The organism is Burkholderia anthinoferrum (assembly GCF_002925705.1).
Classification (GTDB): Bacteria; Pseudomonadota; Gammaproteobacteria; order Burkholderiales; family Burkholderiaceae; genus Burkholderia; species Burkholderia semiarida.
The window spans coordinates 22,720-49,618 of sequence record NZ_LFZP01000045.1 but is presented as its reverse complement, the minus strand read 5'-3'; the positions used below and the strand labels follow the sequence as shown (position 1 = coordinate 49,618).

Genomic DNA, 26,899 nt, shown 5'->3' with positions numbered 1-26,899 from the left:
AACCGAGTTCGCGTGACCGATTCCCCCGTTTTCCACTGGACCGACGCCGACGGCGTCGATCATGCCGTGCGCTGGCGCTCCGAGGCCGGCGTGCAACCGCCGAAGCGCGCGGTGCCCGCCGACGACGGCCTCACCGCCGACGCGGCCTACCGCCTCGCATGCGAGGGCACCGCGCTCGTCTGGCAGGGCGACTTCCAGAATGCGCGCCAGCTCGTGCAGGCGATGGCGCGCCGCGTCGAACGCAAGCCGAAGAAGGCGAAAGCCGCGGCCGGCGTCGACGCCTTCAATCTGCATCGCCTCGCGCAATCGCAGCGTGCCCGCACGCTCGGCATGTTGCTGATCCCGCTCGACGCCGATTACACGATCCCGCTGCGCCGCGCGCCCGACGTGCGTGCCGCCTGCGAGGAAGCATACGGCCCCGGCGGCGCGCCGTCGGTCGTGTCGCTGCGCGAACTGCTCGGCCTCGTCGGCGCGCACGAGTGGCGCAAGAAGGGCGTGCCGATTCCGGCGCTCGGCGGCGCGCCGATCCATCCGCACTACGGCGTGTTCTCGCCGGTGCGCGGCGAATACGTCGAGCTCGTCGCGCGCGCGCCGCTGCCGGCGACGTCGCTCGCGTTCGATATCGGCACGGGCACCGGCGTGCTGGCGGCGGTGCTTGCGTCACGCGGCGTCGAGCGCGTCGTCGCGACCGACCAGGATCCGCGCGCGCTCGCCTGCGCGCGCGAGAACGTCGCGCGGCTCGGTCATGCGGGCCACGTCGAGATCGTCGAGGCCGACCTGTTTCCGTCCGGCCGGGCGCCGCTCGTGGTGTGCAATCCGCCGTGGGTGCCGGCCCGGCCGAGCGCGCCGATCGAATACGCGGTCTACGATCCTGACAGCCGCATGCTGCGCGGTTTCCTCGCGGGGCTGGCCGCGCATCTGGAGCGGGGCGGCGAGGGTTGGCTGATCCTGTCCGATTTCGCCGAGCATCTCGGCCTGCGGCCGCGCGAAACCTTGCTGCAATGGATCGACGAGGCCGGCCTCGTCGTGCTCGGCCGCGACGACATCCGCCCCGCGCACCCGAAGTCGACGGACGCCGACGATCCGCTGCACGCGGCGCGCCGCGCCGAGGTCACGTCGCTCTGGCGCCTCGGCGCGCGGGCCTGACCGCGTATTTTCGGTAAACTGTCGCCATTCCTCACGAATTTTCGCCGCCGGGCCGTGGTCGACCGACCGTGGCCCGGCGCCGCTTCACGATGTCGAACAAGACCCACGAAATCCGCCCGGAGCAGTCCGTCGAGCTGCTGAAGGAACTGCACATCCTCACCCGCGACGGGAAGCTGAACCAGGACAGCCGCCGCAAGCTGAAGCAGGTCTATCACCTGTTCCAGTTCATCGAGCCGCTGCTCGCCGGCGTGCAGGCCGACAAGGGCCACGTGACGCTCGTCGATCACGGCGCCGGCAAGTCGTATCTCGGCTTCATCCTGTACGACCTGTTCTTCAAGCAGCAGCCGGGGCACGGCACGCCGGCGTTCGCGTCGCACGTGTACGGCATCGAGACGCGCGAGGAACTCGTCACGCGTTCGACCGAGCTCGCCGCGCGGCTCGGGTTCGGCGGCATGTCGTTCCTGAACCTGTCGGTTGCCGATTCCATCACGTCGCCGCAACTGCCCGATATGGTCGACGTCGTCACCGCGCTGCACGCGTGCGACACCGCGACCGACGACGCGATCCGCTTCGCGCTCGCGAAGCGCGCGCAGCACATCGTACTGGTGCCGTGCTGCCAGGCGGAAGTCGCGGGCGTGCTGCGCAAGAACAAGGGCAAGTCGCTCGCGAATGCGCTGACCGAGGTGTGGCGCCATCCGCTCCATACGCGAGAATTCGGCAGCCAGATCACCAACGTGCTGCGCTGCCTGCAGCTCGAAGCGCACGGCTACCAGGTCAGCGTGACCGAGCTGGTCGGCTGGGAGCATTCGATGAAGAACGAGCTGATCATCGCGCAGTACAAGAACCTGCCGCGCCGCAGGCCCGGCGAGCGGCTGAACGAGCTCCTCGGGATGTTCGGGCTCGCCGAACTGAACGAGCGTTTCTTCGTCGCGCAGGCCTCGGCGGCGGGCGACGCCGCGGCCGAGCCGGCCGAAGGCTGACGGGCGAACGCGCGGCCGGGCGGGCATGGCGCCCGCGCCGCGCGCGTTGCACGCCGCACGTTGCACGTTGCACGCCGCGTCACACGTCGTCGCCCGGGCGGCGCATCCATTCGCGCCAGCCTTCGTGGCCGAGGCGGCGCAGCGTTTCCTGATTCTTTTCGTAGATCGCGGACGCGTCCGGGAACGCATCGACCGCGCGCGCGATGCTGTCCTCGCGCAGCAGGTGCAGGATCGGGTAGGGCGCGCGGTTCGTGTAGTTCTCGATGTCGTCGGGTTCGGTGCCGTCGAACCGGTATTGCGGATGGAAGCTCGCGATCTGCAGCACGCCGTCGAGTCGCAACTGCTGCACGAGCCGCTCGGCGAAGAACAACGCATCGTTGTAGTCGACGAAATCGGCGAACGCGTGCGGGTAGATCACGAGCGTCGTGTCGACCTGCCGCGGATCCGCCGCTTCCAGCGCGCGCAGCTCGGTTTCGAGTTCGGCGAGCGCGTCTTCCAGCGTCGTCGCTTCGCTGATCGCGTAGCGCACCTGTTCCTTCACATAGACGCTTTTCGCGAACGGGCACAGGTTGAGCCCGATCACCGCGCGTGCCAGCCAGTGCCGCGTGGCGGCGAGGATGTCGTCGTGCGAGTCGGGGCGGGTGTCGGTCATCGTGATACCAGTCGGGCGCAAGGGCGAAGAGGGCCGCATTGTAGCGGGCGCGCCGGCGACGAATGCATGCGATCCGTCACGCGCAGGCCGCTTCGATCAACTGCGTGACGAGCGCGGGCGCGGTGCCGATCGGCGTTTCGCCGTGCCGGTAGGTCTGGCTCGCCGCGTAGATGCCTTCGACCACCAGCGCGAGCGCATCGGCCAGCGCCTTCGGTTGCCGCGCGCCGGCGCCTTCGCACAGCGCGACGAGCCGTTTCATCAGCTGCTCCTTGTTCTGCGCGACGCGTTCGCGCGCCGGGTGCGATGCATCCGGGAATTCGGCGGCCACGTTGACGAACGGGCAGCCGCGATAGTCCTTTTGCGTCGCCCGCTCGGCGAGGTCGACGAAATACTGGATCAACTGCGCCTTCGGTTGCCCCGGATGCTTCGCGGCGCTCGTATCGAGCCGCTCGAAGAAGCACGCGTCCATCCGCTCCAGATAAGCGAGGATCAGCTCGTCCTTCGACGCGAACTGGCGGTACAGGCTCATCTTGTTGACCCCGGCGCGCTCCACCACCGCCTCGACGCCGACCGTCCGCACGCCTTCCTTGTAAAACAATTCCTCGGCGGCACGCAGCAGGTGTTCCTGCGCGGTGGCGCCGTCGATCGGCCGGCGCGTGCGCCGCGCCGACGGTTTGGCGACCTCGATGCCCGACATGATGACCCTCGACGACATAATGGATTGCTTGACATGTTACCGACTGGTAACTACGATCGCAACACGGTTGTGACCGGTCGGTAACAATCGCATCCGGATCAACAGACGAATGCCGAGCGTCGGCCCGGGTCAGCCGATGTTGAAATGCGTGGCGGAGGTGGCCTGGTCGGGCGGCGCGGGTGCGATGGCGCCGGCGCCCGCCAACTGGAGAACGCGAAAATGAATTGGGCAGTGACACGAATCGGCGGGCGCTTCCATTACGGATGGCTCGCGGCGGCGGTGGTATTCCTGATCCTGCTGGCGGCGGCCGGCACACGCGCGACGCCGAGCGTGCTGATGGTACCGCTCGAACGCGAGCTCGGCTGGAGCCGCGCGGCGATTTCGCTGGCGATCTCGGTGAACATCGCGCTATATGGGCTGACGGGCCCGTTCGCGGCCGCCGCGATGCAGCGCTTCGGGCTGCGCCCGACGATCCTCACCGCGCTCGTGACGATGGGCGCGGGCGTCGCGCTGTCGTCGATGATGACGCAGAGCTGGCAGATGGTCGTGATCTGGGGGCTGATGGTCGGCTGCTCGACGGGCGTCGTCGCGCTGACGCTGTCCGCGACCTTCGTCACGCGCTGGTTCCATGCGCGGCGTGGCCTCGTGATGGGGATCCTGACCGCGAGCACGGCCACCGGGCAGCTCGTGTTCCTGCCGATGCTCGCGGCGATCGCGCAGCGCCATGGCTGGCGGCCGGTCGTGCTGGTCGTCGCGGTGGCGGCCGCGATCGTGATTCCGCTCGTCGCGTTCCTGCTCCCGGAGCGGCCTGCCGACGTGCAACTGCGCCCGTACGGCGAGCCCGCCGATGCGCCGCCCGCGGCCGACACGACGAAGGAGAACCCGCTCGCGGTCGCGTTCCGCACGCTGTTGACGGCGAGCCGCTCGCGCGACTTCTGGCTGCTGTTCTTCAGTTTCTTCATCTGCGGCGCGAGCACCAACGGCTACGTCGGCACGCACCTGATCGCGATGTGCAGCGACTACGGGATGACCGAAGTACAGGGCGCGTCGCTGCTCGCGGCGATGGGCATATTCGACCTGTTCGGCACGACGCTGTCGGGCTGGCTGTCCGACCGTTACGACAACCGCGTGCTGCTGTTCTGGTACTACGGGCTGCGCGGGCTGTCGCTGATCTATCTGCCGCACGCGTTCGGGATCGATTTCTTCGGGCTGCCGCTGTTCGCGATGTTCTACGGACTCGACTGGATCGCGACCGTGCCGCCTACCGTGCGACTCGCGACCGACGTGTTCGGCAAGGCGGCGGCACCGGTCGTGTTCGGCTGGATCGTCGCCGGCCACCAGCTCGGCGCGGCATTCGCGGCGCTCGGCGCCGGGCTGCTGCGCGCGAGCCTCGGCACCTACACGATCGCGTCGATGATCTCGGGCGGGCTGTGCATCGTCGGGGCGCTGATCGTGTTGCGGATCAACCGCGGTCCGTCGCGCGCGGCCGCGCAGGCAGCCTGATCGCGGTGGATCGACCGGCCGCCTGCACCGCGGCCGGCCATTGCACGCAAGGAGATTTGCATAGCGCGGCAGGATCGGGCGCGCAACCGTTCAAGCAGGTATGCTTGCTGTTCGCCGGGGCGTTCGCGCCCCTTCATCGATGTCAGCGAGGAACCGCATGTCCGTCAAACCTGCTCCCACCACTGTTTCGATTCACGATCTGATCGCGGGCCGCTGGAGCCCGCGCGCGTATTCGGATGAACCCGTCAGCGCCGGCGATCTCCACGCGGTGCTCGAAGCGGCACGCTGGGCCCCGTCCGCGTACAACGCGCAACCGTGGCGTTTCATCGTATTCGATCGCACCCAGGACGAAGACGCGTTCAAGCGCGCGTTCGCGACGCTGGTGCCGTTCAACCAGGGCTGGAATGCGCCGGCGCCAGTGCTCATCGCCGTGACCGCGCACACGCTCACGCCGAAGGGCGAGCCGGCGCCGACCGCGCTGTACGACGCCGGCGCCGCCGCGATGTCGCTGGTGCTGCAGGCGCACGCGCTCGGCCTCGCCGCGCATCAGATGAGCGGTTTCGACGCGAAGGCATTCCGCGACGCGTTCGCGATTCCGGCGGACGTCGCGATCGTGTCGATCATCTCGCTCGGCCACTACGGCAACGTCGACAAGCTCGATCCCGTGCTGCGCGATCGCGAGAAGGCGCCGCGCACGCGCCATGCGATCGGCGAAGTCGTCTACGCGGGTGCTTGGAAGAAGAGCTTCGACGCGGCAGCCTGACCGCGCGGGCGGGCAGGGTGCGTCGCCGCGCATCCTGCACCGCGCAGGTTCCCCCGGCGCGCCACGCGGCGCGCCGTCGCCGCCGGCGACCGTTGCGCGGCGCCGGCGGCCGGCCCCGGTTGTGATCCCGCGGGCTTCATGTTAAAAAGCCCGTCCTTTCCGTTTTCGCGCCGGCCCTGCTGCGGCAATTTCCCATGACTTACTGCGCGATCGATTTCGGCACGTCCAATTCCGCCGTGGCGCTGCCCGACGGCGATGGCATGCGCCTCGCGCCCGTCGAGGGCGACCACCTGACGCTGCCCACCGCGATCTTCTTCAACAACGACGAAGAGACGGTCGAATACGGCCGGGCGGCGCTGGCCTCCTATATCGACGGTTTCGACGGCCGGCTGATGCGCTCGATGAAGAGCATCCTCGGCTCGCCGCTCGCGGAAACGACCACCGATCTCGGCGACGGCAGCGCGATCGCGTACACCGAAATCATCGCGCGCTTCCTGATGCACCTGAAGCGCAAGGCCGAAGCGTGTGCGGGCGCGCCGATCGGCCGCGCGGTGCTCGGCCGGCCGGTGTTCTTCGTCGACGACGATCCGCGCGCCGACCGCCTCGCCCAGGATCAGCTCGAGGCGGCCGCGCGATCGGTCGGCTTCGCGCACGTTTACTTCCAGTACGAACCGATCGCCGCCGCGTTCGACTACGAGTCGCGCCAGTCGGCGGAGCGCCTCGTGCTCGTGGCCGACATCGGCGGCGGCACGTCCGACTTCTCGCTCGTGCGTGTCGGCCCGGAGCGGATGGCGCGGCTGGAGCGCAAGGACGACGTGCTGGCGCACCACGGCGTGCACGTCGCAGGCACCGACTACGACCGGCGCGTCGAGCTCGCGGCGATCCTGCCTGCATTCGGCTATCGTTCGCTCGACCCGGAAGGGCGCGAGCTGCCGAACAAGATCTACTTCGATCTCGCGACCTGGCACCTGATCAACACCGTCTATACGCCGAAGCGAATCGGCGAGCTGAAGCTGATGAAGCACCTGTATCAGGACGTGCGGCAGTACGACCGGCTCACGAGCGTGGTCGAGCAGCGGCTCGGGCACGCGCTGATGGCGCGGGCGGAAGAAGCGAAGATCGGCGTCGCGGCGGGCGGGGAGACGATGATCGACCTGAACGACGTGGAAGAGGATCTGCAGATCGCGTTCGACGCCGATCGCCTCGTCGAGGCGAGCCGCGACGACACCGCGCGCATCGTCGACGCCGCGCGCGAGACGGTGCGGCTCGCGGGCGTGGCGCCGCGCGATGTCGGTGCGCTGTATTTCACCGGCGGTTCGACGGGGCTCGCGTTCCTGTCGGGGGCGCTCGCCGGCGCGTTCCCGGATGCGCAGCCGGTGTTCGGCGATCGCCTCGCGAGTGTCGCGACGGGCCTCGGCATTCACGCGCAGCGATTGTTCGGCTGAAGGGCGGGCGGCCAAAAGGTCGCCACGCCGGCCGGACGATCGGCGCCCAAAAACAAAAAGCCCCGCCGAAGCGGGGCTTTTTTACACGAATGATCGCGCCAAGCTTAGACCGGACGGATGTTCGCAGCTTGCAGACCCTTCGGGCCCGTCTTCACTTCGAATTCAACCTTCTGGTTTTCTTGCAGCGTCTTGAAGCCTTCGACGCGGATTTCCGAGAAGTGCGCGAACAGATCGTCGCCGCCGCCTTCCGGGGTGATGAAGCCGAAGCCCTTTGCGTCATTGAACCACTTGACGGTACCGGTTGCCATGTTACTTGTTCCTAAAAAGATAAAACGGGGCCGAAGCCCATGGGGTGCGGAAAATCAAGGAAGGGGTAATAGGACCAACCGGAGTACCGTTGATGGGCGAACTACGAAAGAACCAATTCACTCGCCACTTGAAATCCTGCGAAGTCCTTTATACGGCTAATCCGTCTGACGGTCAACCGTATTCCCATGCTATCAGGGTTAATGCGGAGATCAGGTTTACAAAGCTTGCAAGCGATGCGAATTTTTTGTAGGGGGCGATCGATTTTGGCGCCACGTTTAAGGTGCAACCGTTAAACTACGCGCCGCGTGGACGGGTTGCCCCGATCGGGTAACCGTCCCCCCAAGAATGCGTGCGCGGTGCAGTCCGAGCCGATCCCGGACAGCAGGCCGACCATGCTTTTTGAGACACAGGAGAGGATGTGAAGAGTTCTATTCAACGGAACATCGGCCCGTTTGCATTGATGCTGACGGGGCTGGGTTCGATTATCGGCTCGGGCTGGCTGTTCGGTGCCTGGAAAGCCGCGAAGATCGCCGGTCCGGCGGCGATCTGCGCCTGGATCATCGGCGCTGTCGTCATTCTCGCGATTGCGCTGACGTATGCGGAACTGGGCGCGATGTTCCCCGAGTCGGGCGGCATGGTGCGTTACGCGCGCTACTCGCACGGTTCGCTGGTGGGTTTCATCAGTGCATGGGCCAACTGGATCGCGATCGTATCCGTGATCCCGATCGAGGCCGAAGCGTCGATCCAGTACATGAGCACGTGGCCGTATCCATGGGCGCACGCGCTGTTCGTGAACGGCGAGTTGACGACCCCAGGCCTGCTGCTGTCGGCCGTGCTGGTCGTCATCTACTTCATGCTGAACTACTGGGGCGTCAAGGCGTTCGCGCGGGCGAACACCGCGATCACGATCTTCAAGTTCCTGATCCCGGGCCTCACGATCCTCGGCCTGATGCTGACGAGCTTCCATTCGGAGAACCTCGGTACCGCCTCCAACGCGAGCTTCGCGCCGTACGGCTGGTCGGCCGTGCTGACCGCGGTCGCGACGAGCGGCATCGTGTTCGCGTTCAACGGCTTCCAGAGCCCGGTGAACCTGGCAGGTGAAGCGCGCAATCCGTCGCGCAGCGTGCCGTTCGCGGTGATCACGTCGATCCTGCTCGCGCTCGTGATCTACGTGCTGCTGCAGATGGCCTACATCGGCTCGGTGAACCCGGCGGACGTCGCGAAGGGCTGGGCGCACTTCGACTTCTCGTCGCCGTTCGCGGAACTCGCGATCGCGCTGAACCTGAACTGGCTCGCGATCCTGCTGTACGTCGACGCGTTCATCAGCCCGAGCGGCACCGGTACGACCTACATGGCGACGACGACCCGCATGATCTACGCGATGGAGCGCAACAACACGATGCCGAAGATGTTCGGCAACGTGCACCCGATCTACGGCGTGCCGCGTCAGGCGATGTGGTTCAACCTGCTCGTGTCGTTCATCTTCCTGTTCTTCTTCCGCGGCTGGAGTTCGCTCGCGGCGGTGATCTCGGTCGCGACGGTGATCTCGTACCTGACGGGCCCGATCAGCCTGATGGCGCTGCGCCGCGCGGCGACCGACATCGAGCGTCCGCTGTCGATTCCGCTGATGAAGCTGATCGCCCCGTTCGCGTTCGTGTGCGCGTCGCTGATCCTGTACTGGGCGAAGTGGCCGCTGACCGGCGAAATCATCCTGTTGATGATCGTCGCGCTGCCGGTGTACTTCTACTTCCAGGCGAAGTCGGGCTGGACCGGCTGGGGCGCCGACCTGAAGGCCGCGTGGTGGCTGGTCGCGTACCTGCCGACGATGGCCGTGCTGTCGCTGATCGGCAGCAAGGAATTCGGCGGCTACGGCTACCTGCCGTACGGCTGGGACATGCTGATCGTCGCTGCGATCTCGCTGGTGTTCTACTTCTGGGGCGTGAATACCGGTTACCGGACCCAGTATCTCGACGAGCGCGAGTCGCACGACGAGATTCTCGAAGGCGTCGGTGTCTGACGCCCGGCCTGCCGCCGGATTCGGCGGCGGCAGGATGCAGTGAAAAAAGCCCGTCCGAGCGATGCTCGGACGGGCTTTTTGCTGGCCGGCGGTCGCGCCGCCGTCCAGGTTCAGGCGCCGGCGTTCGCGAACACGTAGTTCGTCATCGCGAGCACGCGCTGGTAGGTGCCGAGCGACTGGATACCGAGCCGGTAGTCGTCGTCCGCCGCACCGAGTGCCGTGAAGACCGGCAGCAGGTGCTCGTCGGTCGGATGCATCAGCGCCGCGTGCGGTGCCTGCCGGCGGTAGTCGAGCAGCGCGTCGACGTCGCGCGACGCAAGTTTCGCCTCGAACCAGTCGGTGAATTCCGCGACGCGCGGGTCCGCGTCCTCGGGCGCCGCGCCGAAGTCGGCGGCGCGCAGGTTGTGCGTGATCTGGCCCGAGCCGATCACCATCACGCCTTCGTCGCGCAGCGGCCGCAGCGCGCGGCCGAGCGCGAAGTGATGCGCGGCGTTCGCGCGCGGCTGGATCGACAACTGCGCGACCGGCACGTCGGCTTCCGGAAACATCAACAGCATCGGCACCCACGCGCCGTGATCGAGGCCGTGCTCGGTCGTCGCGGTCGCGATGCCGGCCGCGTTCAGCAGGGCGGCCGCGCGCTCGGCGACGTCGGGGGCGCCCGGCGCCGGATAGCGGATGTCGTACAGCGCCTGCGGGAATCCGTAGAAGTCGTGAATCGTGTCGGGACGCGCGGCGACGCTCGCGACCGGCTGTTGCGTGCCCCAGTGCGCGGACAGCATCAGCACCGCACGCGGGCGCGGCAATTCGGCGCCGAGGTGCGTGAACGCGCCGGACGGCAGCGTCGGGTCGATCGGCAGCGTCGGGGCGCCGTGAGACAGGTACAGCGAAGGCAAGCGGTTCATGATGGTGACCTGCAAAAGGGTTTGCCGCTGACTATAGGCGCGTACCGTGAATTGATAAACTGGCGTTCCGGAATTTGATTGACGCCTGAGCGTTGATAATTGCGTCGAGGTCCGGCTTTCGGGTGCCAGTTCGCATCGGATCGCGTGAAATAGAAGGCGTTGCGGTGCGGATCGGCGGAAATGCGCGCTGAAGAGGCGTAGCTTACTGCGCGTGCCGGATACCGGCCCACGGCGTCGTTTGCGGAGCGCTGAGCGCGAACAGGTCGAGTACACGCGTGACGGTCTGGTCCACGAGTTCCTCGATCGTCTTCGGCATCGCGTAGAACGCGGGCAGTGGGGGGAACACGATGCCGCCCATTTCGGTGACGGCGGTCATGTTGCGCAGATGGGCGAGGTTGAACGGCGTTTCGCGCACCATCAGCACGAGACGGCGGCGCTCCTTCAGCGTGACGTCCGCCGCGCGCGTGATCAGGTTGTCGGACAGCCCGTGCGCGACGCTCGCGAGCGTCTTCATCGAACAGGGCGCGATTACCATGCCGTCGGTCGCGAACGAGCCCGACGCGATCGTCGCGCCGACGTCGCGCACCGAATGCACGACGTCCGCACGGCCTTCGACGTCGGCCTTCGGCAGCTTCAGTTCATGCTGGATGTTGAGCCAGCCGGCGTTCGAAATCAGCAGGTGCGTTTCGACGCCGCCGGCGGCGCGCAGCAGGTCGAGCAGCCGCACACCGTAGATCGCGCCGGTGGCGCCGGTGATCGCGATGATCAGCCGGCGTGGCGGCGCGCTGGGAGATGCCATCGAAAAGGGGGCGGGTGCCGCGCGTCAGGCGGCGGCGAACAGTTGCTGCAGTTCGCCCGACTGGTACATCTCCATCATGATGTCCGAGCCGCCGATGAATTCGCCCTTCACGTAGAGCTGCGGGATGGTCGGCCAGTTCGAGAATGCCTTGATGCCCTGGCGGATTTCGTCGTCCTCGAGCACGTTGACCGTCTTGAACTGGTCGACGCCGCAGGCCTTCAGCACCTGCACGGCGCGGCCCGAGAAGCCGCACATCGGGAATTGCGCGTTGCCCTTCATGAAGAGCACGACCTGGTTTTCGTCGACGATTTGCTTGATACGTTGTTGGGTGTCCATGACTGACCTTGCGTTTGCGGGGCGTTAGATCGAAATGATAGCGGATTTCAACCGGGCGGGCCGGCCATCAGCCCGGCCGGCGGCCGCCGGTCGTGCGTTCGATGGCGGCGAGATCGGCGCGCGATTCCACCGCGACGAAGCCGTGCGACGCCAGGATCGCGCGGACGGCTTCGGCCTGGTCGTAGCCGTGCTCGATCCACAGCGTGCCGCCCGGTTTCAGACAGGCGCCGGCGCCCGCGACGATCGTGCGGATCGCGCTGAGGCCGTCGGCATCGTCGGTGAGCGCGCCGCGCGGCTCGAAACGCAGGTCGCCCTGCGCGAGGTGCGGATCGTGCTGCGCGATGTACGGCGGGTTGCTGACGATCGTATCGAACGCGAGCGCCGGATCGAGCGCCGCGTACCAGTCGCTCTGCAGCCAGCGCAGCGGGCCGCCGGGGCGGTGCGCGTCGAGCAGCTTGTCGGCGTTGCGTTGCGCGACCGCGAGCGCGGCCGGCGAACGGTCGAGCGCCCACACGCGCGCGTCGGGGCGCTCGGCTGCGATCGACACGGCGATCGCGCCGCTGCCGGTACCGAGATCGAGCACGGCCGCATGCGGCAGCCCGTCGATCGCATCGAGCGCCGCTTCGACGAGCAGCTCGGTCTCGGGGCGCGGGATCAGCACGTCGGGCGTCACGTCGAACGGGCGGCCGAAGAACTCGCGCATCCCGACCAGTTGCGCGACGGGCTCGCCGGCGACGCGGCGCGCTTCGAGCGCGCGGTAGCGTTCGACCGCGGCCGCGTCGAGCGGCGCGTCGCCGCGCGTGATCAGTTGCGTGCGGGTCCAGCCGAGGGCGTGCGCGAGCAGCACGCGTGCATCGACCGGGTCGAGCGGCGAGGTGCGCAGCAGGGCGTCGGCGGTGGCGTCGGACATTGCGGCCTCAGTCGGTGTCGCCGAGCGACGCGAGCAGCTCGGCCTGATGCTCGGTGACGAGCGCGCCGATCAGTTCGTCGAGATCGCCGTCCATGATCGCCTCGAGCCGGTACAGCGTCAGGTTGATCCGGTGGTCGGTCATCCGGCCCTGCGGGAAGTTGTACGTGCGGATTCGCTCCGAGCGGTCGCCGGAGCCGATCAGGCTCTTGCGCGTCGCGGCTTCCTTCGCGTGCTGCTCGTGATACTGCTTGTCCTTGATGCGCGCGGCGAGCACCTTCAGCGCGCGATCCTTGTTCTTGTGCTGCGAGCGGTCGTCCTGGCACTCGACGACGATCCCGGTCGGGATGTGCGTGACGCGCACCGCCGAATCGGTCTTGTTGATGTGCTGGCCGCCCGCGCCGGACGCGCGGAACGTGTCGATGCGCAGGTCGGCCGGATTGATCTCGACCTCGCCGATCTCGTCGGCTTCCGGCATCACGGCGACCGTGCACGCGGACGTATGGATGCGCCCCTGCGTCTCGGTGGCCGGCACGCGCTGCACGCGATGGCCGCCCGATTCGAACTTCAGGCGCGAATACGCGCCCTGGCCCGCGATCCGCACGATCACTTCCTTGTAGCCGCCGAGATCCGACGGGCTTTCCGACATCATCTCGACCTGCCAGCGCTGGCGTTCCGCGAAGCGCAGGTACATGCGCAGCAGGTCGCCCGCGAACAGCGCCGATTCGTCGCCGCCCGTGCCCGCGCGGATTTCGAGGAAGATGTTGCGGTCGTCGTTCGGATCCTTCGGCAGCAGCATCTTCTGCAGCTCGGTCTCGAGGCGCGCCATGCCCTCGCGCGCGCTGCGGATTTCGTCTTCCGCGAAATCGCGCATCGACGGATCGGCGAGCAGTTCCTGCGCGGCCGTCTCGTCGCTGCGCGACTGGCGCCATAACGCGTATTGCTCGACGACCGGGCCGAGTTCCGCATGTTCGCGCGTCAGCTTGCGGTACTGGTCGAGGTCGGCCGTGACGTTCTCGCGGCTCAGCAGGTCGTTGAGTTCGGCCAGCCGGGTGGAAAGCTGGTCGAGCTTGCGTTGCATGCTCGTCTTCATGGTGTGGAGCGGCGCTCCCGGGCAAGGGGTATTCGGAAAGGATAGGCCGGCGGCGGGACAACGGCCGACGGCGGCAGGGCGACCGGGCGGCGCTAGTGGCCGGACTGGTCGTTCGAGCGCGGCGCGTGCTGGTAGAAGCCGCGCATCAGGTCGATCAGCGAATCGCGATCGGCGCCGTTGACGCGGTTGAGCGCGCTCGTCGGACCGTGGATCAGCTTGTTGGTCAGCGCCTGCGACAGTGCTTCGAGCACGGCGGCCGGATCGTCCCCGCGCGCGAGCAGCTTCTGTGCCTTCTCGACTTCGGCCCTGCGCAGCGCGTCGGCCTGCGTATGCATGTGACGGATCACCGGCACGACGCTGCGCGTGTCGAGCCATTGCATGAAATTCTGCACGCGCGTCTCGATGATCGCCTCGGCTTGAGCGACCGCGGCCTGGCGCGACGCGTTGCCTTCGCGCACGATCGCGCCGAGATCGTCGACGGTGTACAGGAACACGTCCTTCAGCTTGCCGACTTCGGGCTCGATGTCGCGCGGCACCGCGAGGTCGACCATGAAGATCGGCCGGTGGCGGCGCGCCTTCACCGCGCGCTCGACCGCGCCGAGGCCGATGATCGGCAGCGTCGATGCGGTGCACGACACGATGATGTCGAATTCGTGCATGCGGGTAGGCAGATCCGCCAGCGGCATCGCGCGACCGTTGAAGCGTTCGGCGAGCCGCTGGCCGCGTTCGGCCGTGCGGTTCGCGACGACGAGTTCGCGCGGGCCCTGCGCGGCGAAGTGCGTCGCGCACAGCTCGATCATCTCGCCGGCGCCGATGAACAGCACGCGCTGATCCGACACCTTTTCGAAGATCCGTTGCGCGAGGCGAACCGCGGCGGCGGCCATCGACACCGACTGCGTGCCGATTTCGGTCGTGCCGCGCACTTCCTTGGCCACCGCGAACGTGCGCTGGAACAACTGGTTCAGATAGGTGCCGAGCGCGCCGGCTTCCGTCGCGGTGCGAACGGCGTCCTTCATCTGGCCCAGAATCTGGGTTTCACCCAGCACCATCGAGTCGAGGCCGGACGCGACGCGGAACGCGTGCCGGACCGCTTCCGACTGCGGCAGCGCATAGACGTGCGGCGCGAGCTCGTCGACCGGGATCCGGTGATACTCCGACAGCCAGCGGACCGCGCCTTCGCGGGCCGCGCGATCGTCGGTCGCGCAATACAGTTCGGTGCGGTTGCAGGTGGAGAGGATCGCCGCTTCGGGCGTATTGGGCGCCTGCGGGCCGAGAAACACGTTCTTGAACGTGGCGAGAGCCGGCTTGATCTGCTCGAGCGGAAACGCCACGCGTTCGCGCAGGGCGACAGGCGCAGTGTGGTGGTTGATTCCGATCGTGAGGAGTTGCATATCGAGGGCTATCGTTTAGCCCCATATTATAGCGTTTCGGTGATTTCCTCACTCGCTGCGTACCGGCCATCGGCGTGGCGGGGCCGCGAATTTGGGGGTTCGATCGGCACGCGGTCGAGCTGATAGCCGAAGCCGTAGAGCGGCAACAGCCGGTAGCCGCGCTCCGGAAGCAGTTGCAATTTGCTGCGCAGCCGGGACGCGTGCGTGTCGAGCGTGCGCGACTTCATGTCGCGGCGGCGCCCCCACACCGTTTCGAGGATATGGGCGCGCGACACGGGCCGCGATACGTTCGTGAGCAATAACTGCGCGAAGCGGAACTCCTTCGGCGTCAGTGAAACGATTGCGTCGTCGAAACGCACGAGGCAATGCGTGGCGTCGAATGCGTATTCGCCATACATTTCGCGCGAGCGGGCGGGTGCGCGGCGTACGCCGGCGCGCCGGATCAGCGCGTTGACGCGCGCGAGCAGCTCGGGCCCGCTCACGGGGCGCACGAGACAATCGTCGGCGCCCGCGTGCAGGCACGAGACGATTTCGCTCTCTCGCGCCGACGGCATCACGGCGATGGCCGGCAACCCGGGCAGGACCGCTTGCGCGCGCGGAATGACTTCCTGCGCCGGCTGGTCGCCGGCCCAGTGCCCCGTGACCAGCATGTCGCAGGTGTTGTCGGCGGCGAGCCACGCGAAGAATGCGGCGCTGGACGCAAATGCGTGACACACGTGACCGCCCGCGAAGAGCAGGCGGTTCAGGAGTGCGGCATGGCGCGACTCGGGATCGATCAGAGCGATTCGCATGAGAATTTCTTCAATACGGCAGCAGGCGCGCGCTTGCCATAACGTCGAGTCGGCCCCTACACTCGAACGTTCGCGGCGCCCGGTTGGTCTCGGGTTCGATGAATGAATCGATGCTAGCCGCTGGCAACGTTCACGCCTATGGGACGAATCTGAATTTATAGAAGGCGTCGAATGAACTGGTTTGGAATCCTTGTCCTGGGAGCGGCCGTCGGGCTGTTCGGCCGCTGGCTGCACCCGATGCGGCGCACGGGCCGGCCGGCGTGGTGGATCGCGGTGCTCGTCGGCATCGTGGGCGCGGCCGCCGCCCGCATGGTCGGCAATCTCTCGGGACTGTTTTACGATGGCGAGACGCTCGAATGGCCGGTCTGCACCGGCGTCGCGTTCGTCGCCGTAGCCGTGACGGTCGCGTTGTCGGCCCGTCGCTGAATGCTCTCAGGTGAAATCATGAATGCCCGTCTTCCCGAAGTCTCGCCGGTGCCGGCCCGCCTCGCGCTGCTGCGCGGCGCCATGGCCCGCGAGAATCTGGCCGCCTATCTCGTGCCGTCCGCCGATCCCCATCTGTCCGAATACCTGCCCGAACGCTGGCAGGCGCGCCGCTGGCTGTCCGGCTTCACGGGTTCGGTCGGCACGCTGGTCGTGACCGCGGATTTCGCGGGGTTGTGGGTCGACAGCCGCTACTGGGTGCAGGCCGACGCCGAGCTGGCGGGCACCGGCGTGCAGCTGATGAAGATGACGGGCGGACAGCAGAGCGCGCCGCACGTCGACTGGCTCGCGCAGAACGTGGCGGCGGGCGCGACGGTCGGCGTCGACGGCGCCGTGCTCGGCGTCGCGGCCGCGCGCGCGCTGACGGCCGCGCTGAGCGCGCGCGGCATCGCGCTGCGTACCGACGTCGACCTGCTCGACGCGATCTGGCCCGAGCGGCCCGGGCTGCCCGGCGATGCGGTTTTCGAGCACGTGGCGCCGCAGGCGGACACGACGCGCGCGAGCAAGCTCGCCGAAGTGCGCCGCGCGATGCACGCGCAGGGCGCGCAATGGCACTTCGTGTCGACGCTCGACGATCTCGCGTGGCTGTTCAACCTGCGCGGCGCCGACGTCAACTTCAATCCGGTGTTCGTTGCGCACGCAATGATCGGCGCCGATCGCGCGACGCTGTTCGTCGCCGACGGCAAGGTGTCGCCGGCGCTGGCCGCGTCGCTCGCGCAGGATGGCGTCGACGTCCGCGCCTACGACGCCGCGCGCGCGGCGCTCGCGGCGCTGCCCGACGGCGCGACGCTGCTGATCGATCCGCGCCGCGTGACGTTCGGCACGCTCCAGGCCGTGCCGGCCGGCGTGAAGCTCGTCGAGGCCGTGAATCCGTCGACGTTCGCGAAGTCGCGCAAGACGTCCGCCGAGATCGAGCACGTACGCGTGACGATGGAGCACGACGGCGCCGCGCTTGCCGAATTCTTCGCGTGGTTCGAACAGGCCGTCAATCGCGAGACCATCACCGAGCTGACGATCGAGGAGAAGCTCACGGCCGCGCGCGCCCGCCGGCCCGGCTATGTATCGGCGAGTTTCGCGACGATCGCCGGCTTCAATGCGAACGGCGCGATGCCGCACTACCACGCGACGCGCGAGTCGCACGCGACGATCGCCGGCGACGGCCTGCTGCTGATCGATTCGGGCGGCCAGTACGTGACGGGCACGACCGACATCACGCGCGTCGTGCCGGTCGGCACCGTCAGCGACCTGCAGCGGCGCGATTTCACGATCGTGCTGAAGTCGATGATGGCGCTGTCGCGCGCCCGCTTCCCGCGCGGCATCCGCTCGCCGATGCTCGACGCGATCGCGCGCGCGCCGATGTGGGCGGCCGGCCTCGACTACGGTCACGGCACCGGGCATGGCGTGGGTTACTTCCTGAACGTGCACGAGGGCCCGCAGGTCATTTCGCACTATGCGCCGGCCGAGCCGTACACGGCGATGGAAGAGGGGATGATCACGTCGATCGAGCCGGGCGTGTACCGTCCGGGCCAGTGGGGCATCCGGATCGAGAACCTCGTCGTGAACCGGGCGGCCGGGCAGACGGAATTCGGCGATTTCCTCGCGTTCGAGACGTTGACGCTGTGCCCGATCGACACGCGCTGCGTGCTGATCGAGATGCTGCACGACGAAGAGCGCGCGTGGCTGAACACGTATCACGCGACGGTGCGCGAGCGCGTCGGCCGGCACCTGAGCGGCGACGCGAAGGCGTGGCTCGACGCGCGCACGCAGCCGATCTGACGCAACGTGCCGGATCGCGATTCGGCAACGATCGAACGACGGCCGGACGATCACAGCGAGGGAAGGCAATGGCGGACACCGCGGTGATCGTAATCGACATGCAGCGCGGGCTGGTGGAGCGGGCGCAGCCCGCGTACCGGCTCGACGACGTGGTGTCGGGCATCAACCGGTTGACGGCGGCGGCGCGCGCGGCGAACGCGCCGGTGTGCTTCGTGCAGCACGACGGCGACGCGGACGACGACATCGTGCCCGGCACGCCGGGCTGGGAACTGCATGCGGGGCTGGTCGTCGGTCGAGCCGACTGGCGCGTGCGCAAGCAGGCAAGCGATGCGTTTCACGACACGCCGCTCGCGGCGCAGCTCGATCGCCACGGCATCCGTTCGGTGCTGATCTGCGGCTATGCGACCGAGTTCTGCGTCGATTCCGCCGCGCGCCGTGCCGCGCTGCTCGGCTACCGGACGACCGTCGTGTCCGACCTGCACACTACGAACGAGCGCGCCCATCTGTCGGCGGCGCAGATCGTCGCGCACCACCACTTCATCTGGAACAACAATTCGCTGTCCGGCAACGCGGTGACGCCGCGGCCGCTCGCGGACGTGCTCGCCACGGAGTTCGCATGACGATCAAGGCAGTGGTGTTCGATTTCGGCGGCGTGCTGATCGACTGGAGCCCCGAGTACCTTTACCGTGAGCTGATTCCCGACGATGCCGAGCGCCGCTGGTTCCTCACGCACGTGTGTGCGATGGACTGGGTGGTCCGCCAGGACGGCGGGCAGACGATCGAGGAAGGCACGGCCGAACTCGTCGCGAAGTTTCCGGAGCACGAGGCGCTGATCCGCGCGTTCTACGCGCGCTGGCACGAGATGATCGGCGGCGTGCTGGACGAGGGTGCGGCGCTCGTCGACCGGCTGGACGCGCAGCGGATGCCGCTGTTCGGGCTGACCAACTGGTCCGCGCAGACGTTTCCGTATGCCTGGGACAACTTCCCGGTGCTGCGCCGGTTCAAGGACATCGTCGTGTCGGGCCGCGTGAAGCTCGTGAAACCCGATCCGGCAATCTACCGCGAGATGCATGCGCGGATCGAGCCGCACCTGCCCGGCATCGCGCCGCACGAGCTCGTGTTCATCGACGACAACGCACACAACGCGGCGGCCGCGACGGCGCTCGGCTGGCATGGCATTCATCACACGAGCGCCGCGGCGACCGAGGCGCGGCTCCGCGAACTGGGCGCGCTCGCGTAAGCGTCGGGGCGAGCGCCGGGCGGGATAAAGAAAGCGGGCCATGAGCCCGCTTCTTCGTTGTGCCGTGCCGGTTGCGGCCCGCTTCGGCGCCGGCCCCGCGTGAGCGCGGCGCCGGTTGCCTGGGCCGCGCCGCTCAGCGGCTGATCGGCTTGTAGCGCAGACGCTTCGGCTTCGCGGCTTCCTCGCCGAGGCGCGCACGCTTGTCGGCTTCGTACTCCTGGTAGTTGCCGTCGAAGAACGTGACCTGCGAATCGCCTTCGAACGCGAGGATGTGCGTCGCGATCCGGTCGAGGAACCAGCGATCGTGCGAGATCACCATCACCGAACCCGCGAATTCGAGCAGCGCGTCTTCCAGCGCGCGCAGCGTTTCGACGTCGAGGTCGTTCGACGGTTCGTCCAGCAGCAGCACGTTGCCGCCCGAGATCAGCGTCTTCGCGAGATGCAGGCGGCCGCGCTCGCCGCCGGACAGGTTGCCGACGATCTTCTGCTGGTCGCCGCCCTTGAAGTTGAAGCGGCCGATGTACGCACGCGACGGCGTTTCGTACTTGCCGACCGTCAGCACGTCGGCGCCGCCCGAGATTTCCTCGAACACCGTCTTCGACCCGTCGAGCGCGTCGCGGCTCTGGTCGACGTACGCGAGCTTCACCGTCGGGCCCATCACGACTTCGCCCGAATCCGGCTGTTCCTTGCCGGTCAGCATCTTGAACAGCGTCGACTTGCCGGCGCCGTTCGGCCCGATGATGCCGACGATCGCGCCGGCCGGAATCTTGAAGCTCAGGTTGTCGATCAGCAGGCGGTCGCCGAACGACTTGCTGACGTTCTTGAACTCGATCACTTCATTGCCGAGGCGTTCGCCGGCCGGAATGAAGATTTCCTGCGTTTCGTTGCGCTTCTGGTATTCCTGGCTGCTCAGTTCCTCGAAGCGGGCGATACGCGCCTTCGACTTCGCCTGACGGCCCTTCGGGTTCTGGCGCACCCACTCCAGTTCCTTCTTGATCGCCTTCTGGCGTGCCGATTCCGACGCTTCTTCCTGCTTCAGGCGCTCTTCCTTCTGGTCGAGCCAGCTGCTGTAGTTGCCCTTCCACGGAATGCCGTGGCCGCGGTCGAGTTCGAGAATCCATTCGGCCGCGTTGTCGAGGAAGTAGCGATCGTGCGTGACCGCGACGACGGTGCCCGGGAAGCGCACCAGGAACTGCTCGAGCCAGTCGACCGATTCGGCGTCGAGGTGGTTGGTCGGTTCGTCGAGCAGCAGCATGTCGGGCTTTTCGAGCAGCAGCTTGCACAGCGCGACGCGGCGCTTTTCACCGCCGGACAGGTGCTCGATCTTCGCGTCCCACGGCGGCAGGCGCAGCGCGTCGGCCGCCACTTCGAGCTGCTGCTCGGGGCTGCCGCCGTCGCTCGACGCGAGGATCGCCTCGTACTTCGCCTGCTCGGCCGCGAGCGCGTCGAAGTCGGCGTCCGGTTCGGCGTAGGCCGCGTAGATTTCTTCCAGCTTCTTGTTGGCCTGGAACAGGTCGCCGAGGCCTTCCTCGACGGCTTCGCGCACGGTCTTCGTCGGATCGAGCTGCGGTTCCTGCGGCAGGTAGCCGATGTTCAGGTTCGGCATCGGCGTGGCTTCGCCCTCGATGTCCTTGTCGACGCCCGCCATGATGCGGATCAGCGTCGACTTGCCCGAGCCGTTCAGGCCGAGCACGCCGATCTTCGCGCCGGGAAAGAACGACAGCGAGATGTCCTTCAGGATCTGGCGCTTGGGCGGCACGATCTTGCCGACCCGGTTCATCGTGAAAACGTATTGGGCCATTTCGGTGTGAAAGTCAGAAGTGGTTGAGACGGCCGCGCAGCGCGCGCGGGCGTGGCGGCGTCGGGTGATTCGGTACGGAGCGTGCCGCGCGGGGCGCGGCGGTGCGAGCGCGTATTGTACTTCGCTGCGGGCTGCCGCTGGCACGGCGCAGGCCATTCGGCCGACCCGCGCTCACAGCCACGCGGCGACGCCGCCGTGCCCCGAGCACGTGCCGCGCCGGTGGCGGCTGAAGCTGTACGTGCCGTCGCGGCAGCGTGCGCTCGCGCCGTCCGGCACGCGGCCCGATTTCGAATGCGCGGGCGCATGCACGGTTTCGCCGTCGCGGTTGCGATACGTGTCGTGACGGTCGAGATCGGCTTCGTTGCCGTGGCCGGGCGACGCGCGATAGGCATGTGCCGGCGTGGGTAACGCGGCGCCCGCGGCGAAGAGCGCGGCGGACAGGGTCGCGACGTGTGTCGCGCGGCGGAGCAGGGCACGCATGGTCTCTCTCGTTCCGTTCGTTGTTATCGATACCGGGCGATGTCGAGCCGACCGCCCGCGCCGCATGTTAGCGGATCGGCGCCGTGGCGCCGCGCGACGCTACGCCGCGCCGGACATCGACGCCGCGCCGTCGGTCTGCGCGGCATCGAGAATCCACCGGCGGAACGCCGCAACCTTCGGCCGTTCCGCATGATGCGGCGGATAGACGAGGTAGTACGCGAAATCGTCGAGCCATGCGGTATCGGCAAGCTGCACGAGCCGGCCGCTCGCCAGCTCGCCGCGCACCATCGCGGCCGGCAGCAGCCCGGCGCCCTGGCCCGCGACGATCGCCTGCAGCAGCAGGCCCGAATCGTCGAACGCGGGGCCGCGCGGCGGCCCGAAATCGTCGATCCGCTGCGCGCCGAACCAGATGTGCCAGCCCTTGCGTTCGGCGTCGTGCAACTGCGGCCAGCCGACGAGCGCGGCCGGCGTCGCCGGCATGCCGAGCCGCGCGACGAGTTCGGGCGACGCGAGCGCGACGATTTCCACCGTCAGCAGGCGTTCGCCGCACAGCCCGATGTAACGCCCGAGGCCGTGGCGGATCGCGACGTCGACGCCGTCGCGCGCGAAATCCGCGAGGGCGTGGCTCGTGACGACCTGCAGGTCGACGTCCGGGCGCGCCTGCCGGAACTGCGCGAGGCGCGGGACGAGCCATGCGGACGCGAAGAACGGCGTGACGCTCACCGTCAGCACGCCGCTGTCGGCGGCGCCCGACACGCGCTGCGACGCATCGGCGATCTGCCGGAACGCGTTGCGCACGGGCGGCAGGTAGTCGCGGCCGGCGGCCGTCAGCAGGATCCCGCGGTTCACGCGCTCGAACAGTTGCACGCCGAGATGCGTCTCGAGCACGCGGATCATCTGGCTCACCGCGCCCGGCGTGACCGACAGCTCCTCGGCCGCCGACTTCACCGACAGGTGGCGGGCCGCGGCTTCGAAGGCGCGCAGTGCGTTGAGCGGCGGCAGGCGGGAACGATTCATTCAGTTTTTCTAAAGCGAAAGGTCGACGAAATATCGTTTGAGGCGGCGCGTGCGCGCGAGTACCGTTGATGCGTCTGATCGCTTGTTTTGCGGTCGCATGTCGGCAGTCGCTGCGATCAACATAGTTCAACTATATCCACGGAGCAACCCGGCTGCCGCGCGGCAGCCGGTCGAACCTGAGAGGAGCATCGTCATGAACCGCCCGGGCGCGTCGCGCCTTTTCTACGGCTGGTACGTGGTGGCGGCCGCGTTCGCCGTCACGTTCGTCGGATTCGGCAGCGCGTATACGTTCAGCGCGTTCGTCGAATCGTTGCAGCGGGATTTCGCCGCGTCGCGCGGCCAGATCTCGCTCGTGTTCTCGCTCGCCGGCTTCCTGTACTTCGGCTTCGGCATCGTCAGCGGGCCGCTGGCCGATCGTTTCGGCTCGCGACGGCTCGCCGTCGCCGGGATGCTGCTGACCGGCGCGGGGCTCGCGGCCGCCGGCGCGGCGCATACGCTGCTGCAAGTCTATGTCGCGTACGGGCTCGGTGTCGGGTTCGGCGTGGGCAGCGCGTACGTGCCGGCCGTCGGTGCGGTGCAGCGCTGGTTCGTGCGCCGGCGCGGGTTCGCGTCGGGGCTCGCGGTCGCCGGGATCGGCGTCGGCACGCTGGTGATGCCGCCGCTCGCGTCCGCGCTGATCGCGCAGGTCGGCTGGCGCGGCGCGTACTTCACGCTGGCCGCGCTCGTGATCGTCCTGGGAGCCGGCATGTCGCTGCTGATCGAGAACGATCCGCGCAGGCGGGGATTGCTGCCGGACGGCGACGCACCCGGCGGCGGCAGTCGGGATGCCGCTGCTGCGTCGACCGGTGCGAACGTGCATGCCGGCGCGACGGTCCGCGAAGCCGTCACGTCGCGGCCGTTCGCGAGCCTGTACGCGGCCTGCCTCGTCTGCTCGTTCGGCGTGTTCGTCCCGTTCGTTCACCTCGTGCCGTACGCGCTCGATCATGGCGTCGCGCCGTCGACGGCCGTGCTGCTGCTCGGCGCGATCGGCGTGGGCAGCACGGCCGGCCGCTTCTTCCTCGGCGGCCTCGCCGATCGCTTCGGCCGCCGCGCATCGCTGCTCGCGATGTTCGCCGGCATGGCCGTCGCGCTCGTCGCATGGGCGGGCGCCGGCACCGTCGCGACGCTGGCCGCGTTCGCACTCGTGTTCGGCGTGTTCTACGGCGGCTGGGTCGCCGTGCTGCCGGCCGTCGTGATGGACTATTTCGGCGGGCGCAACGTGAGCGCGATCATCGGCATTCTGTACACGAGCGTCGCGTTCGGCACGCTGATCGGGCCGGCCGCCGCCGGCTTCATCTACGACGCGGGCGGCGGCTATCTCGTGCCGATCCTCGCGAGCGCCGCCGCGAATGCGATTGCGTTCGCGATCGTCGCAACCACCGGGCGTGCGCCGGCCGCCGCGCGTGCGACCGGCGCATAGCGCCGCGCGGCTGGGCGTGTCGCGCGGTTTCCGGTAGGGTAGCCGGACCGTCAACCATCGGCGTACGGTCGGGGAGGCATCGTGACATTCGACGAAGTCCGGCAGATCGCACTGGCATGGCGCGGCGTCGAGGAAGGCACGTCGTACGGCACGCCCGCGCTCAAGGTGAAGGGCAAGCTGCTCGCGCGGCTGCGCGAGGACGGCGACACGCTCGTCGTGAAGGGCGTCGGCCCCGACGAGCGTGCATGGCTGATCGAGTCGGCGCCCGACGTGTACTACGTGACCGATCACTATGTCGGCTGGCCGATCGTGCTGGTGCGCCTGTCGGCCGCGCGCCCCGACGCCGTGAAAAAACTGCTTCTGCGCGAATGGCTCGCGATCGTGCCGGCGAAGTGGCGGGACGAAGCTGCCCGCGACGCGAACTGAATGGCGCGCCCCGCGCTCGAGCCGGCGCCGGAACCAATCAAACCTTGCATCGGTGCGTATCGATGCAATGAGTGGTTCCATCGAAATTCCTCAATTGGTTCTTAGTGAAGAACCGTTTGGTGCTTACACTCCTTCGCTTCGAAGGCGGCTGACGACAGCCGACGGAACGGGCGTACGCGATGCGCCGGCGCTTGGCGCGCCGCATCGCACCCGCAGCTTCGCAGACTGCGCGGACGACCCCACCGGAGCGGCCCCATCCGGCCCATGCCCACGTGCGACGCATGCGCGGCCGCGGCCGGACCCAAGAACGACAACTCCCCGCGCCGCCTTCACGCGACACCGGTCGTACCGGAACCGTTTTTTGGAGAGAGACAGATGAGTGGAAGCAACACGGGCCTCGGCACGGGCCTGAAGCAGCGTCACGTAACGATGATGTCGATTGCCGGCGTGATCGGCGCGGGCTTGTTCGTCGGCTCCGGGCACGCGATCGCGGAAGCCGGGCCGGCATCGATACTCGCGTATGCGATCGCGGGCGTGCTGGTCGTGCTGGTGATGCGCATGCTCGGCGAGATGGCCGTCGCGCATCCGGACAGCGGGTCGTTCTCGACCTATGCCGATCGCGCGATCGGCCACTGGGCCGGCTTCACGATCGGCTGGCTGTACTGGTGGTTCTGGGTGCTGGTGATCCCGATCGAGGCGACCGCCGCCGCGACCATCCTCAATGCGTGGTTCCCGGACATCGCGACGTGGATTTTCGCGCTCGGCATCACGCTGCTGCTCACCGTCACCAATCTCTTTTCCGTCAAGAACTACGGCGAATTCGAATTCTGGTTCGCGCTGATCAAGGTCGTCGCGATCATCGTGTTCCTGTGCATCGGCGGCGCGGCGATCGTCGGCATCATTCCGGCACCGGCCGTGTCGGGCGTGTCGAACCTGTTCGTGCATGACGGCTTCATGCCGCACGGCGCGAGCGCGGTGCTGGCGGCGATGCTGACGACGATGTTCTCGTTCCTCGGCACCGAGATCGTGACGATCGCGGCCGCCGAATCGGACAACCCGCAACGCCAGATCGTGCGCGCGACGAATTCCGTCATCTGGCGTATCACGCTGTTCTATCTTGGCTCGATCCTCGTCGTCGCGGCCATCGTGCCGTGGAACGACCCGCTGCTGCCGAAGCACGGTTCGTATCAGCGCGCGATGGAACTGATCGGCGTCCCGAACGCGAAGGCGATCATCGACGTGATCGTGCTCGTATCGGTCGCGAGCTGCCTGAATTCGGCGCTGTACACGGCGTCGCGGATGCTGTTCTCGCTGTCCCGGCGCAAGGACGCGCCCGCGTTCCTGCATCGCACCGATTCGACCGGCACGCCGCGTGCGGCCGTGCTCGCGTCGACCGCGTTCGGTTTCCTGACCGTGATCGCGAACTACCTGATGCCGGAGCAGGTGTTCGGGTTCCTGCTCGCGACGTCGGGCGCGATCGCGCTACTCGTGTATCTCGTGATCGCGGTCTCGCAACTGCGGATGCGCAAGACGCTCGAATCGGGCGGCGCCGACCTGACGCTGCGGATGTGGCTGTTCCCGTGGCTCACGTGGGCCGTGATCCTGTTCATCTGCGGCACGCTGACCGTGATGTTCGTCAGCGAGGATCATCGGATGGAAGTGGGCGCGACGGCCGTGCTGGCGTTGCTCGTGCTGCTTGCGTCGTGGTTGAACAAGCGGGGGCGCGATGCGCGGGCGGGTGAAGGGCGGCGCGTGTCGGCGACGTGATGGCGTGACGTGATGGCGGGCGGAAAGCCCGCGCCGTGAAACTTGGCCCGATCGGTGTTTGCCGGTCGGGCCGTTTTTATTCCGCGATTGGCAGGATGTCGTTGCGGGATCAACGATCGGGCAACGCTACTGAAGCGCGCCGGATCAAATCCGATTCGTCGCGCCCGTCGCGGTAATTGAAGCGGCCGACGGGCTATGCTCTGCGTCGGCCGGTATCGAAGCGCGGCTGCTGTGCCGGTGCGCAGTAGCGACCACGTTCGCGTGTGTTCGCATCTTTACATCAGGATGGGGCCTGATCCCGCGTCGAGGACAGTGTCTTCGTCATCTTCTTCGTCGATGCCGTCGCACAGATCGCTACCGCCGCAGGAAGCATGGATCCTCCACCCCATTCCTTGCGTGCGGACCTTTCGCATGAGGCGTCTCGCGCCTTCTTCCATTTTGAGATCCGCGCCTCGAGCGACGTTTTGCGCTCCGGGTGCGCGCGGACCTCTTCGTCGATAACGTGCTGCAATTCGCGTTCGGCAACGATCTGATCGCGCCAGGCGCAGAAATTCATGCCGGTTTGGCTCGAGTCGCAGTGGTTCAACAGCGCGGTGACTTCACTGGCCGGCAAACCGCTGCGCGCGGATATCTCGTCGGCCGGTGTCGGGTCGGCGAGTGCGGCAGCCGAAACCGCCATGAACAGCCATAGGCAGTGCTTCGTCATCGTGGCCTGCTAG

Annotated in this window: 27 protein-coding genes; 13 read left to right on the top strand and 14 right to left on the bottom strand. The window is 67.7% G+C overall.

All coding sequences use genetic code 11. From position 1 onward, the window contains the following. The first annotated feature begins 12 nt into the window (after window positions 1-12). Both C5F75_RS16730 and C5F75_RS16725 read left to right on the top strand, forming a co-directional pair. The gene (locus C5F75_RS16730; protein WP_059577122.1) at window positions 13-1,146 is read left to right on the top strand and encodes a methyltransferase; all 1,134 of its coding nucleotides are present in this window, start codon (window positions 13-15) and stop codon (window positions 1,144-1,146) included. An 89-nt stretch (window positions 1,147-1,235) separates the two neighbouring features. Then, on the top strand, window positions 1,236-2,126 hold the full coding sequence (locus C5F75_RS16725) for a class I SAM-dependent methyltransferase (RefSeq protein WP_104012489.1): 891 nt from the start codon (window positions 1,236-1,238) through the stop codon (window positions 2,124-2,126). 79 nt (window positions 2,127-2,205) lie between these two features. Here C5F75_RS16725 and C5F75_RS16720 read toward each other — a convergent pair whose 3' ends face one another. Then, the gene (locus C5F75_RS16720; RefSeq protein WP_059577119.1) at window positions 2,206-2,778 is read right to left on the bottom strand and encodes a DUF1415 domain-containing protein; all 573 of its coding nucleotides are present in this window, start codon (window positions 2,776-2,778) and stop codon (window positions 2,206-2,208) included. Window positions 2,779-2,854: 76 nt separating this feature from the next. Further along, window positions 2,855-3,475 (bottom strand): TetR/AcrR family transcriptional regulator, encoded by a 621-nt coding sequence (locus tag C5F75_RS16715; protein WP_059577116.1) that lies wholly within the window; start codon window positions 3,473-3,475, stop codon window positions 2,855-2,857. Between the two features lie 219 nt (window positions 3,476-3,694). Between C5F75_RS16715 and C5F75_RS16710 the strand changes: the two genes are divergently transcribed. From C5F75_RS16710 to C5F75_RS16700, 3 genes are all read left to right on the top strand, one after another. Then, entirely contained in the window at window positions 3,695-4,978 is a 1,284-nt protein-coding gene (locus tag C5F75_RS16710; RefSeq protein WP_059577114.1) for an MFS transporter, read from the top strand. 157 nt (window positions 4,979-5,135) lie between these two features. Next, the gene (locus C5F75_RS16705; protein WP_059577111.1) at window positions 5,136-5,741 is read left to right on the top strand and encodes a nitroreductase family protein; all 606 of its coding nucleotides are present in this window, start codon (window positions 5,136-5,138) and stop codon (window positions 5,739-5,741) included. Window positions 5,742-5,935: 194 nt separating this feature from the next. Further along, entirely contained in the window at window positions 5,936-7,186 is a 1,251-nt protein-coding gene (locus C5F75_RS16700) for an Hsp70 family protein (RefSeq protein ID WP_104012462.1), read from the top strand. A gap of 104 nt (window positions 7,187-7,290) precedes the next feature. Here the strand turns inward: C5F75_RS16700 and C5F75_RS16695 are convergent, their stop codons facing one another. Further along, window positions 7,291-7,494, bottom strand: coding sequence for a cold-shock protein (locus C5F75_RS16695; protein WP_006477070.1), 204 nt, complete (start codon window positions 7,492-7,494; stop codon window positions 7,291-7,293). A 419-nt stretch (window positions 7,495-7,913) separates the two neighbouring features. Between C5F75_RS16695 and C5F75_RS16690 the strand changes: the two genes are divergently transcribed. Then, on the top strand, window positions 7,914-9,512 hold the full coding sequence (locus C5F75_RS16690) for an APC family permease (protein WP_059577105.1): 1,599 nt from the start codon (window positions 7,914-7,916) through the stop codon (window positions 9,510-9,512). A 110-nt stretch (window positions 9,513-9,622) separates the two neighbouring features. Here the strand turns inward: C5F75_RS16690 and C5F75_RS16685 are convergent, their stop codons facing one another. The 7 genes from C5F75_RS16685 to C5F75_RS16655 all read right to left on the bottom strand — a co-directional run bounded on the left by C5F75_RS16685 (window position 9,623) and on the right by C5F75_RS16655 (window position 15,731). Then, the gene (locus tag C5F75_RS16685) at window positions 9,623-10,414 is read right to left on the bottom strand and encodes a DODA-type extradiol aromatic ring-opening family dioxygenase (protein WP_099316025.1); all 792 of its coding nucleotides are present in this window, start codon (window positions 10,412-10,414) and stop codon (window positions 9,623-9,625) included. 202 nt (window positions 10,415-10,616) lie between these two features. After that, window positions 10,617-11,213, bottom strand: a complete 597-nt coding sequence (locus C5F75_RS16680) for a UbiX family flavin prenyltransferase (RefSeq protein WP_059577100.1) — start codon at window positions 11,211-11,213, stop codon at window positions 10,617-10,619. A gap of 24 nt (window positions 11,214-11,237) precedes the next feature. Further along, entirely contained in the window at window positions 11,238-11,549 is a 312-nt protein-coding gene (grxD, locus tag C5F75_RS16675) for a Grx4 family monothiol glutaredoxin (protein WP_006477066.1), read from the bottom strand. Between the two features lie 67 nt (window positions 11,550-11,616). Then, window positions 11,617-12,459 (bottom strand): peptide chain release factor N(5)-glutamine methyltransferase, encoded by an 843-nt coding sequence (gene prmC, locus C5F75_RS16670; RefSeq protein WP_104012461.1) that lies wholly within the window; start codon window positions 12,457-12,459, stop codon window positions 11,617-11,619. A 7-nt stretch (window positions 12,460-12,466) separates the two neighbouring features. Next, a complete protein-coding gene (prfA, locus tag C5F75_RS16665) occupies window positions 12,467-13,549 on the bottom strand; it encodes a peptide chain release factor 1 (RefSeq protein ID WP_104012460.1) in 1,083 nt (360 codons plus the stop codon). 92 nt (window positions 13,550-13,641) lie between these two features. Then, window positions 13,642-14,940 (bottom strand): glutamyl-tRNA reductase, encoded by a 1,299-nt coding sequence (gene hemA, locus C5F75_RS16660; RefSeq protein ID WP_059577092.1) that lies wholly within the window; start codon window positions 14,938-14,940, stop codon window positions 13,642-13,644. Between the two features lie 26 nt (window positions 14,941-14,966). Next, window positions 14,967-15,731 (bottom strand): response regulator transcription factor, encoded by a 765-nt coding sequence (locus C5F75_RS16655; protein WP_060965515.1) that lies wholly within the window; start codon window positions 15,729-15,731, stop codon window positions 14,967-14,969. 171 nt (window positions 15,732-15,902) lie between these two features. On the opposite strand from C5F75_RS16655, the gene C5F75_RS16650 reads away from it, so the two are divergent. The 4 genes from C5F75_RS16650 to C5F75_RS16635 all read left to right on the top strand — a co-directional run bounded on the left by C5F75_RS16650 (window position 15,903) and on the right by C5F75_RS16635 (window position 19,230). After that, window positions 15,903-16,157: a DUF1129 domain-containing protein gene (locus C5F75_RS16650; protein WP_059640126.1), complete on the top strand. Its 255-nt coding sequence runs from the start codon at window positions 15,903-15,905 to the stop codon at window positions 16,155-16,157. A gap of 18 nt (window positions 16,158-16,175) precedes the next feature. Further along, the gene (locus tag C5F75_RS16645; RefSeq protein ID WP_059577083.1) at window positions 16,176-17,990 is read left to right on the top strand and encodes an aminopeptidase P family protein; all 1,815 of its coding nucleotides are present in this window, start codon (window positions 16,176-16,178) and stop codon (window positions 17,988-17,990) included. Window positions 17,991-18,058: 68 nt separating this feature from the next. Then, on the top strand, window positions 18,059-18,610 hold the full coding sequence (locus C5F75_RS16640; protein WP_059640129.1) for a cysteine hydrolase family protein: 552 nt from the start codon (window positions 18,059-18,061) through the stop codon (window positions 18,608-18,610). Beyond that, complete coding sequence (locus C5F75_RS16635; RefSeq protein ID WP_104012459.1) at window positions 18,607-19,230, top strand: HAD family hydrolase; 624 nt, start codon at window positions 18,607-18,609, stop codon at window positions 19,228-19,230. Before C5F75_RS16640 ends, C5F75_RS16635 begins: the two co-directional genes overlap by 4 nt. 133 nt (window positions 19,231-19,363) lie before the next feature. Here the strand turns inward: C5F75_RS16635 and ettA are convergent, their stop codons facing one another. The 3 genes from ettA to gcvA form a co-directional block, all read right to left on the bottom strand. Then, the gene (gene ettA, locus C5F75_RS16630; protein ID WP_006494122.1) at window positions 19,364-21,031 is read right to left on the bottom strand and encodes an energy-dependent translational throttle protein EttA; all 1,668 of its coding nucleotides are present in this window, start codon (window positions 21,029-21,031) and stop codon (window positions 19,364-19,366) included. Between the two features lie 171 nt (window positions 21,032-21,202). After that, window positions 21,203-21,511 (bottom strand): DUF3761 domain-containing protein, encoded by a 309-nt coding sequence (locus C5F75_RS16625; RefSeq protein ID WP_059577075.1) that lies wholly within the window; start codon window positions 21,509-21,511, stop codon window positions 21,203-21,205. A 99-nt stretch (window positions 21,512-21,610) separates the two neighbouring features. Next, a complete protein-coding gene (gene gcvA / locus C5F75_RS16620; RefSeq protein WP_104012458.1) occupies window positions 21,611-22,528 on the bottom strand; it encodes a transcriptional regulator GcvA in 918 nt (305 codons plus the stop codon). A gap of 193 nt (window positions 22,529-22,721) precedes the next feature. Between gcvA and C5F75_RS16615 the strand changes: the two genes are divergently transcribed. From C5F75_RS16615 to gabP, 3 genes are all read left to right on the top strand, one after another. After that, window positions 22,722-23,987 carry an MFS transporter gene (locus tag C5F75_RS16615; protein ID WP_059577069.1) on the top strand — a complete coding sequence of 422 codons (1,266 nt, stop codon included), beginning with the start codon at window positions 22,722-22,724 and terminating at the stop codon, window positions 23,985-23,987. An 81-nt stretch (window positions 23,988-24,068) separates the two neighbouring features. Beyond that, on the top strand, window positions 24,069-24,413 hold the full coding sequence (locus tag C5F75_RS16610) for an MmcQ/YjbR family DNA-binding protein (protein ID WP_059577066.1): 345 nt from the start codon (window positions 24,069-24,071) through the stop codon (window positions 24,411-24,413). A 375-nt stretch (window positions 24,414-24,788) separates the two neighbouring features. Further along, entirely contained in the window at window positions 24,789-26,180 is a 1,392-nt protein-coding gene (gabP, locus tag C5F75_RS16600) for a GABA permease (protein ID WP_059577062.1), read from the top strand. A gap of 280 nt (window positions 26,181-26,460) precedes the next feature. Here the strand turns inward: gabP and C5F75_RS16595 are convergent, their stop codons facing one another. Continuing rightward, window positions 26,461-26,886, bottom strand: coding sequence for a lysozyme inhibitor LprI family protein (locus C5F75_RS16595; RefSeq protein WP_059577060.1), 426 nt, complete (start codon window positions 26,884-26,886; stop codon window positions 26,461-26,463). Between the last annotated feature and the right edge of the window lie 13 nt (window positions 26,887-26,899).

Excerpts from the sequence above, each read along its gene's own strand:
- grxD (WP_006477066.1), bottom strand. The coding sequence starts at position 11,549 with ATGGACACCCAACAACGTATCAAGCAAATCGTCGACGAAAACCAGGTC.
- C5F75_RS16715 (WP_059577116.1), bottom strand. The coding sequence starts at position 3,475 with ATGTCGGGCATCGAGGTCGCCAAACCGTCGGCGCGGCGCACGCGCCGG.
- hemA (WP_059577092.1), bottom strand. The coding sequence starts at position 14,940 with ATGCAACTCCTCACGATCGGAATCAACCACCACACTGCGCCTGTCGCC.
- ettA (WP_006494122.1), bottom strand. The coding sequence starts at position 21,031 with ATGGCCCAATACGTTTTCACGATGAACCGGGTCGGCAAGATCGTGCCG.
- C5F75_RS16615 (WP_059577069.1), top strand. The coding sequence starts at position 22,722 with ATGAACCGCCCGGGCGCGTCGCGCCTTTTCTACGGCTGGTACGTGGTG.
- prfA (WP_104012460.1), bottom strand. The coding sequence starts at position 13,549 with ATGAAGACGAGCATGCAACGCAAGCTCGACCAGCTTTCCACCCGGCTG.
- C5F75_RS16725 (WP_104012489.1), top strand. The coding sequence starts at position 1,236 with ATGTCGAACAAGACCCACGAAATCCGCCCGGAGCAGTCCGTCGAGCTG.
- C5F75_RS16640 (WP_059640129.1), top strand. The coding sequence starts at position 18,059 with ATGGCGGACACCGCGGTGATCGTAATCGACATGCAGCGCGGGCTGGTG.
- C5F75_RS16705 (WP_059577111.1), top strand. The coding sequence starts at position 5,136 with ATGTCCGTCAAACCTGCTCCCACCACTGTTTCGATTCACGATCTGATC.
- C5F75_RS16680 (WP_059577100.1), bottom strand. The coding sequence starts at position 11,213 with ATGGCATCTCCCAGCGCGCCGCCACGCCGGCTGATCATCGCGATCACC.
- C5F75_RS16645 (WP_059577083.1), top strand. The coding sequence starts at position 16,176 with ATGAATGCCCGTCTTCCCGAAGTCTCGCCGGTGCCGGCCCGCCTCGCG.
- C5F75_RS16595 (WP_059577060.1), bottom strand. The coding sequence starts at position 26,886 with ATGACGAAGCACTGCCTATGGCTGTTCATGGCGGTTTCGGCTGCCGCA.
- C5F75_RS16700 (WP_104012462.1), top strand. The coding sequence starts at position 5,936 with ATGACTTACTGCGCGATCGATTTCGGCACGTCCAATTCCGCCGTGGCG.
- C5F75_RS16710 (WP_059577114.1), top strand. The coding sequence starts at position 3,695 with ATGAATTGGGCAGTGACACGAATCGGCGGGCGCTTCCATTACGGATGG.
- C5F75_RS16655 (WP_060965515.1), bottom strand. The coding sequence starts at position 15,731 with ATGCGAATCGCTCTGATCGATCCCGAGTCGCGCCATGCCGCACTCCTG.
- gcvA (WP_104012458.1), bottom strand. The coding sequence starts at position 22,528 with ATGAATCGTTCCCGCCTGCCGCCGCTCAACGCACTGCGCGCCTTCGAA.
- C5F75_RS16650 (WP_059640126.1), top strand. The coding sequence starts at position 15,903 with ATGAACTGGTTTGGAATCCTTGTCCTGGGAGCGGCCGTCGGGCTGTTC.
- prmC (WP_104012461.1), bottom strand. The coding sequence starts at position 12,459 with ATGTCCGACGCCACCGCCGACGCCCTGCTGCGCACCTCGCCGCTCGAC.
- gabP (WP_059577062.1), top strand. The coding sequence starts at position 24,789 with ATGAGTGGAAGCAACACGGGCCTCGGCACGGGCCTGAAGCAGCGTCAC.
- C5F75_RS16625 (WP_059577075.1), bottom strand. The coding sequence starts at position 21,511 with ATGCGTGCCCTGCTCCGCCGCGCGACACACGTCGCGACCCTGTCCGCC.
- C5F75_RS16695 (WP_006477070.1), bottom strand. The coding sequence starts at position 7,494 with ATGGCAACCGGTACCGTCAAGTGGTTCAATGACGCAAAGGGCTTCGGC.
- C5F75_RS16635 (WP_104012459.1), top strand. The coding sequence starts at position 18,607 with ATGACGATCAAGGCAGTGGTGTTCGATTTCGGCGGCGTGCTGATCGAC.
- C5F75_RS16720 (WP_059577119.1), bottom strand. The coding sequence starts at position 2,778 with ATGACCGACACCCGCCCCGACTCGCACGACGACATCCTCGCCGCCACG.
- C5F75_RS16685 (WP_099316025.1), bottom strand. The coding sequence starts at position 10,414 with ATGAACCGCTTGCCTTCGCTGTACCTGTCTCACGGCGCCCCGACGCTG.